This window comes from Nostoc sp. ChiQUE01b, assembly GCF_034531255.1.
Classification (GTDB): Bacteria; Cyanobacteriota; Cyanobacteriia; order Cyanobacteriales; family Nostocaceae; genus Nostoc.
This window is the reverse complement of sequence record NZ_JAVRBM010000159.1, coordinates 1-6,558: the sequence shown is the minus strand read 5'-3', so window position 1 is coordinate 6,558 and position 6,558 is coordinate 1. Positions and strand designations below refer to the sequence as shown.

Genomic DNA, 6,558 nt, shown 5'->3' with positions numbered 1-6,558 from the left:
CAAACTCTGGGATGTCAGCACAGGTAAAGCCATCAAAACCCTGACTGGGCATAGCAGTAGGGTCAATAGCGTCGTCTTCAGCCCCGATGGCAAGACACTGGCTTCTGGCAGTGCTGACAACACAATCAAACTCTGGGATGTCAGCACAGGCAAAGCGATGAAAACTCTGACTGGGCATAGCAGTAGGGTCATTAGCGTAGTCTTCAGCCCCGATGGCAAGACACTGGCTTCTGGCAGTGGTGACAAGACGATCAAACTCTGGGATGTCAGCACAGGCAAAGCCATCAAAACCCTGACTGGGCATAGCAGTTGGGTCAGTAGCGTCGTCTTCAGCCCCGATGGCAAGACACTGGCTTCTGGCAGTTATGACAACACGATCAAACTCTGGGATGTCAGCACAGGCAAAGCCATCAAAACCCTGACTGGGCATAGCAGTAGGGTCAATAGCGTAGTCTTCAGCCCCGATGGCAAGACACTGGCTTCTGGCAGTTATGACAACACGATCAAACTCTGGGATGTCAACACAGGCAAAGCCATCAAAACCCTGACTGGGCATAGCAGTAGGGTCAATAGCGTCGTCTTCAGCCCCGATGGCAAGACACTGGCTTCTGGCAGTGATGACAACACGATCAAACTCTGGGATGTCAGCACAGGTAAAGCCATCAAAACCCTGACTGGGCATAGCGGTACAGTCTATAGCGTAGTCTTCAGCCCCGATGGCAAGACACTGGCTTCTGGCAGTGATGACAACACGATCAAACTCTGGGATGTCAGCACGGGCAAAGCCATCAAAACCCTGACTGGGCATAGCGGTACAGTCTGGGGCGTAGTCTTCAGCCCCGATGGCAAGACACTGGCTTCTGGCAGTGTTGACAAGACGGTAATTTTATGGGACTTAGATTTCAATGATTTATTACACAGTGGTTGCAACTTACTAAATAATTACTTCATTAGCCATCCAGAAGTGTTAGAAGAGTTGCAATCGTGCCAAACTCCATCTCGCTTGGCGCAGGGGGCGACAGCATTAGTTATCCAAGGTGAGAAGCTAGCGCGAAATGATGATATTAATGGCGCTGTGGAAAAGTTTGGCAAAGCACAGCAGTGGGATAAGAAATTAAAGTTTGATTTCCAGGTGAGAGCAAAAGAGTTTGTCAATCAAGGCAAGGCTGAACGCTCAGTTGATGAAGGGAACAGCCGCTTACAAGAGAAAAAGTTTAAGGAAGCACTAGCAGCTTATACCGCAGCCCTCAACTTTGATCCAAAAGTTGAAATTACTGCTGATTCTTGGAACTCACTTTGCCGATACGGTAGTTTACAAAAACAAGCTGCTGATGTGTTACCAGCTTGTGAACAAGCCGTTGCACTTGCACCTAAAGATGGCAACGTTCGTGATAGTCGTGGTTTGGCTAGGGCGCTGACTGGAAACATCCAAGGGGCGATTTCAGACTTTGAAGCATACATCGCCCAGACTGAAGATAAAGATAGTAAAGCACAACGGCAGCGCTGGGTAAAAGATTTACGCGCAGGGAAGAATCCGTTTACAGATGCAGAACTTGAAAAGCTACGCAATCAGTGATACATATTTGTCATTGCGAACGTAATGACATAAATATTTTTGCATAAGTACTCAAAAGGGCGATTATAAACCTCGTCTACACAAACAAAAACCACCTCCGTGGGTTTCAAACCTTCAGTTTTTTCTTAGTCCGCTTCCGTGGACTTTGCCTATGTAGCTGCGAATTCCATTTGCCCTGGCTTTGTAGGTGCGATCGCTCCCATTTAATAGGGCTAAGATTAAGTTGTATCTAAACAGAATAGACGAAATAAATAATTACAAGGCAAAAGGATGGCATACAGCGATTTTAGTCTCGCTAAGGTGAAAAAGGATTTTAACTTAACCCTCGATGAAACTCGGAATTTATTTGTTGATACAAAACCTGTTACACCATCAGAAACTCTCAGAACGATTTTAATAGATTACATTCCTTTAGCAACTGCAATTTCAACCGAAAAAGCCAGGTCAGAGTTTTTAATTGCACCAATTCTTGCACAGGTCAGACGATTATTAAATAATCAAATCTCGCTGTTCTCTGGAAATGAATTTAATGTTGACGCAACTTTAGGCTTACAAGGTTTTTGCGATTACATCATCAGCAATTCCCAGGAACAATTATTTATTTCTGCTCCGATAATGTTTATTTTTGAAGCGAAAAAAGAAGATATTATCGGTGGTCTTGGTCAATGTGTAGCAGCAATGATTGCAGCGCAACTTTTCAATCAAAATCAAGGTAATGAGGTTGGGCGAATTTACGGCTCGGTTACTAGTGGAACTAATTGGAAGTTCTTATTTTTAGAAGAGACAACTGTTTATATAGATTCGACTGAGTACTATATTAAAGAAGTTGATAAAATTTTAGGTATTTTATTGCAACCTTTTCAGCCTATTTTAACTGGTGTTTGAATATATAGCAGGTACTGATGTAACTTACCTGGTCAAAGTTTAAAATTTGCTAAAAAATAAGAGAAGTTAAAAAACTCGTCCACCATTACCACTATTCAATTGATATGAGTCTATATTGTCTAGTTCACGGTGCCTTCCAAGCCATCTGGTGTTGGGATTTGCTAATTCCTTACATAGAAGCACAGGGACACAAAACTGTAGCAATGGATTTGCCAATTGAAAATGCATCTACTACTTTGTCCCAATTGGCGGATGTAGTAATTCAAGCGTTGCCAAAAACTGATGATGATATTGTGCTAGTCGGTCACTCAATGGCTGGTACGATAATTCCCCTAGTTGCAGAAGCGGTAAAAGTGCGTCAACTAGTGTTTGTGGCTGCGCTACTTCCATATCCTGGAGTTAGTACACTCGACCAATTTGCTCATCGTCTTGATTCTGATACGCTCAAATCATTCAATTACCAGCCAAAAAACCCAAGTAAACTCGAACAGTTCTACGATGAGCCTGATATGTATGAACCAGCTTCCGTAGGGAAAGATTATTCCGACGAAGCAGTATTAAGGGAGTTTTTCTTTCATGATTGTCAACCGGATGTAGCACAGTGGGCAATCTCAAAAAGTCGTTCGCAACAATCTATGGCATATATTTTTGAAAGGAATCCTCTAAAAGCTTTGCCAAATGTTGAACGTAAATATATTGTTTGTACCAATGACCGAATAATATCTCCTACATGGTCGCGCTACGCTGCACGCAAGCGTTTAGGAGTGGATGCCATTGAACTACCTTGTGGACATTGCCCACATCTGTCTCGTCCTGATCTTCTGGCTTCGGTATTAACTAGTGATTAATTGTTTGAGTTTGGTTCGATTGTTGGTATAGTAAAGACGCGATGAATCGCGTCTCTACAAATAGTCTATTTGTCGCATTCTTTTTTCAAATTGGTATTACTTTCCAACTGCTGCATTTTTGACAAATCTTATAAAAATGTGGAATATATTATACCATTTCCCGAAATACTTGATACAAATGATTTGTCTCTAACTCTTTCCCCCTGCTCCCCTGCTGCCTATTTGTATTAACCTCAAAGTAAAATGGTATTACTGGTGCGATCGCCAGCAAAAAAGAGGAGCCATTGATGCTCTAAGATAGCACGAGCGATCGCTTGCCAATTAGTATTACTCTCTCCCAAGACAAACTTGTTCATAGCTTTTACCAGCAATATCCCAAGTGAATTCTGTTTCTACCAGTTGTCTGCCGTTGTGAGACAATTCTGAACGCAGATGTGGACGATCGAATAGTTGACTAATAGCGATGACGTACTCTGCTGGTTTATTGGCTCGTAATGCCCGTAATGGACGATTAGCAACATCTACAGCTAATCCTTCTAAGCCGCGATCACTGGCTACTACAGGTATACCAGCTGCCATTGCTTCTAAAGTTTTATTTTTAATACCAAACCCAGTCCGCATCGGTACAACGCAGATGGTGGCTTGATGTAAATATTCTGCCATCGAAGGTACACGCCCCAGCACATTAATTCCTGGTTTTTTATCAAGTGCTAAAACTTCTGCCACTGGATGAGAACCGACAATATCGAAAGTTGTAGCGGGATAGAATTTTTGGATTTCTGGCAAAACTTCATTGCTGAAAAAGCAGACAGCATCAATATTTGCTAAATTATCCATTGCACCAATAAAAATTAGGCGATGTCCTCCTGGATCGATGGTACGGTTAGGGAAAGAAACTAAATCTACGCCATTGGGAATAACTGTAATTTCACTATTGGGGTTGAATTCTTGTAGTTGAATTTTATCTTCTTCTGTTGTCGCAACAATTGCCGAAAATTTAGCGCAGTAGTTTTGCTCATAACGACGCAAAAGTGGGAGATTAATTTTGTCTCGGAGTGAATTTTCGGAAATGCCTGTTGCTAGTTGGTTCCGACAGGTAGCATAAACAGAACTATGAACATTAACTATGGTTTTTAGCTGTTTGGGAAAATGTGGCTGCACATAAATTTCATTGACGCTATGTTCGCAAGTAATTACATCACATTTTCCCGCTTCCACCCAGTTATTAACCCATGTTTGCATCTCAACTGAGTAGCGGTTAAGTACACTTGGCGGTGTACCCTGCTGCAAAAATCTCCCAAATCGCTGTATTTTCTGCAATATTCCGGTGGTTCGAGAATCTGGCGGACGTTCAAAAATAGCTAGATGATCTACACAATCGCTTAATCCTGCTACTTCTGCGTCTGTAACATCACCCTCGCGTTGAGTCGCCAGGGTGACAGTATGACGTTGACTCAAGTACTTGAGTAAATTAAATGTTCTAACTTGGGTTCCTCCACGCGTTGGTGGGTAGGGAAAGGTGGAAGATAGCATTAAAATGTTCATACAAGCGACCGCTCAAATGTGATACATACACCATGACCTGATTGGAGGCTGTATGTCATCATTCGCTCAAAGCATAATCAAACCCAGTCGCACACCCACAGCAACAGCCTCGGTGCGGCTAGAGACACTGAGCTTTTGAAAAATGGATGAAAGATGAAATTTGACGGTATGCTCAGAAATATATAAACGTTTAGCGATCGCTTTATTTCCCAACCCTGACCCCAGCATTCCTAAAACCTCTATCTCCCGTGGTGTCAAGGTTTGTACAGGATTTGTGACAATTTTTTCGCGGATAGACAGTAATTCTACAGCATCCGGGTGCAGCACCAGTAAACCAAAAGCGATCGCCTCCACAGCCGCGACAATTTCTGACTCTGTGCTAGTACTGGGCAATATTCCCCGGATACCAGAACGTAACGCCGTCTCTAAGTCGATGCTGTCGAGTTCTTCAACAATGACGATCATTCCTAACGGATATTGCTGTTCTTGAATCATCAGCAATTTTTCCCACACCGCTTGTTGAAAATTACCGCTCAAATCTACCAGCACCACATCTGGTTGTAATTGCCCAACTTCACTCGCCAATACATCCAAATCGGATGCACTCCCCACAACCGTCAACCGAGGATTGGTAGTTACCACAGTTGATAACCCTGCTCGCACCACAGGGGAAGTGGCAACTACCATCACTCGGATCATGTCGCCTCCACAGCAGTTTTATCAGACTGCACGGCAACATAAATCACAAATTGCTGTCTACCGCGTAGGAGTTGTAGCGGCACAGATTTTTTACTTTCATGAAGATATTGACTTAAGTCATTCATGCTAGTGAATAATCGCCCTGAAACTCCAATTAAAACATCGCCGATTTGCACACCAGCAGTTTCCGCTGCACTGCCAGGTAAAATTGACAGCACTAATAAACCCAAGCTACGCCTACCTAAAAGCACAGGTTGCAGTGTAACTCCCAGTTGCCGACGACTATTTCCCTGTAAAAAACGCTCAACGGTGTTGCTGGGAACTGCCACAGCCAAACCATTAACAATCATCGTATTAATTCCTACGACTCGACCGAGACAATCGGCAAGTGGCCCCCCAGAGTTTCCAGGATACAGCTGCAAATCAGCCATAACTGCTCGTGGATTATTTGCATAAATAATTCCAGTTGTGACAGCGCCACTGTCAGCAAAGGGATTACCCACCGCTAAAACTAATTCACCCACTCGTAACGCCTCAGAATTGCCAATGGTTACAGCAGTTAAATCAGTGGCGACAATTTTCAGGGCGGCTAAATCCTGCTGTGGATCGAATTGAGTACGCACCGCATCAAATACCCTGCCGTCCGCCAATTCTACAGTCGCGCGGTTGCTGGTTGCGACATGGGCATTAGTGATAATGAGTCCGTCAGATTGCCAAATTACACCAGAACCGACTCCCAGAGAACCGCTTTTCACTTTCACAGTGCGATCGCGTAGCCTAGCAGCTACCTCTGTCAATTCAGCAGCGATGTTAGTTAATGTTGTGTTTGCCATGTTATACAATTTTTCCCCATGTCAAAGTAAAATCTGTTGGCTAACAATAGTTTTTAGTCGAAGTTCCGAGTTCAGAGGCTCAACGTTCAAGCAAAAAGCTGCAACTTCCGAGTTCAGAGGCTCAACGTTCAAGCAAAAAGGTGCAACTTCCGAGTTCAAAGGCTCAACGTTC

General features: G+C 43.5%; 7 protein-coding genes. 3 read left to right on the top strand and 4 right to left on the bottom strand.

Going from position 1 to position 6,558, the window contains the following annotated elements:
- The 3 genes from RMY63_RS40750 to RMY63_RS40740 form a co-directional block, all read left to right on the top strand.
- Positions 1 to 1,576 (top strand): eIF2A-related protein (locus tag RMY63_RS40750; RefSeq protein ID WP_416212599.1); only part of this gene is annotated, 1,576 nt, incomplete at its 5' end.
- A 270-nt stretch (positions 1,577 to 1,846) separates the two neighbouring features.
- Positions 1,847 to 2,461, top strand: coding sequence for a hypothetical protein (locus RMY63_RS40745; RefSeq protein ID WP_322734115.1), 615 nt, complete (start codon positions 1,847 to 1,849; stop codon positions 2,459 to 2,461).
- A 104-nt stretch (positions 2,462 to 2,565) separates the two neighbouring features.
- Positions 2,566 to 3,309 (top strand): alpha/beta hydrolase, encoded by a 744-nt coding sequence (locus RMY63_RS40740; RefSeq protein ID WP_322734114.1) that lies wholly within the window; start codon positions 2,566 to 2,568, stop codon positions 3,307 to 3,309.
- 233 nt (positions 3,310 to 3,542) lie between these two features.
- On the opposite strand, the gene RMY63_RS40735 is transcribed toward RMY63_RS40740, so the two are convergent.
- The 4 genes from RMY63_RS40735 to RMY63_RS40720 form a co-directional block, all read right to left on the bottom strand.
- Positions 3,543 to 3,665 carry a hypothetical protein gene (locus RMY63_RS40735; RefSeq protein WP_322734113.1) on the bottom strand — a complete coding sequence of 41 codons (123 nt, stop codon included), beginning with the start codon at positions 3,663 to 3,665 and terminating at the stop codon, positions 3,543 to 3,545.
- Positions 3,637 to 4,854, bottom strand: a complete 1,218-nt coding sequence (locus tag RMY63_RS40730) for a glycosyltransferase family 4 protein (RefSeq protein ID WP_322734112.1) — start codon at positions 4,852 to 4,854, stop codon at positions 3,637 to 3,639. The genes RMY63_RS40735 and RMY63_RS40730 overlap by 29 nt, the downstream gene beginning before the upstream one ends.
- Positions 4,855 to 4,920: 66 nt before the next feature.
- Entirely contained in the window at positions 4,921 to 5,553 is a 633-nt protein-coding gene (locus tag RMY63_RS40725) for a response regulator transcription factor (RefSeq protein ID WP_322734111.1), read from the bottom strand.
- On the bottom strand, positions 5,550 to 6,386 hold the full coding sequence (locus RMY63_RS40720; RefSeq protein ID WP_322734110.1) for a S1C family serine protease: 837 nt from the start codon (positions 6,384 to 6,386) through the stop codon (positions 5,550 to 5,552). Before RMY63_RS40720 ends, RMY63_RS40725 begins: the two co-directional genes overlap by 4 nt.
- Positions 6,387 to 6,558 lie beyond the last annotated feature (172 nt).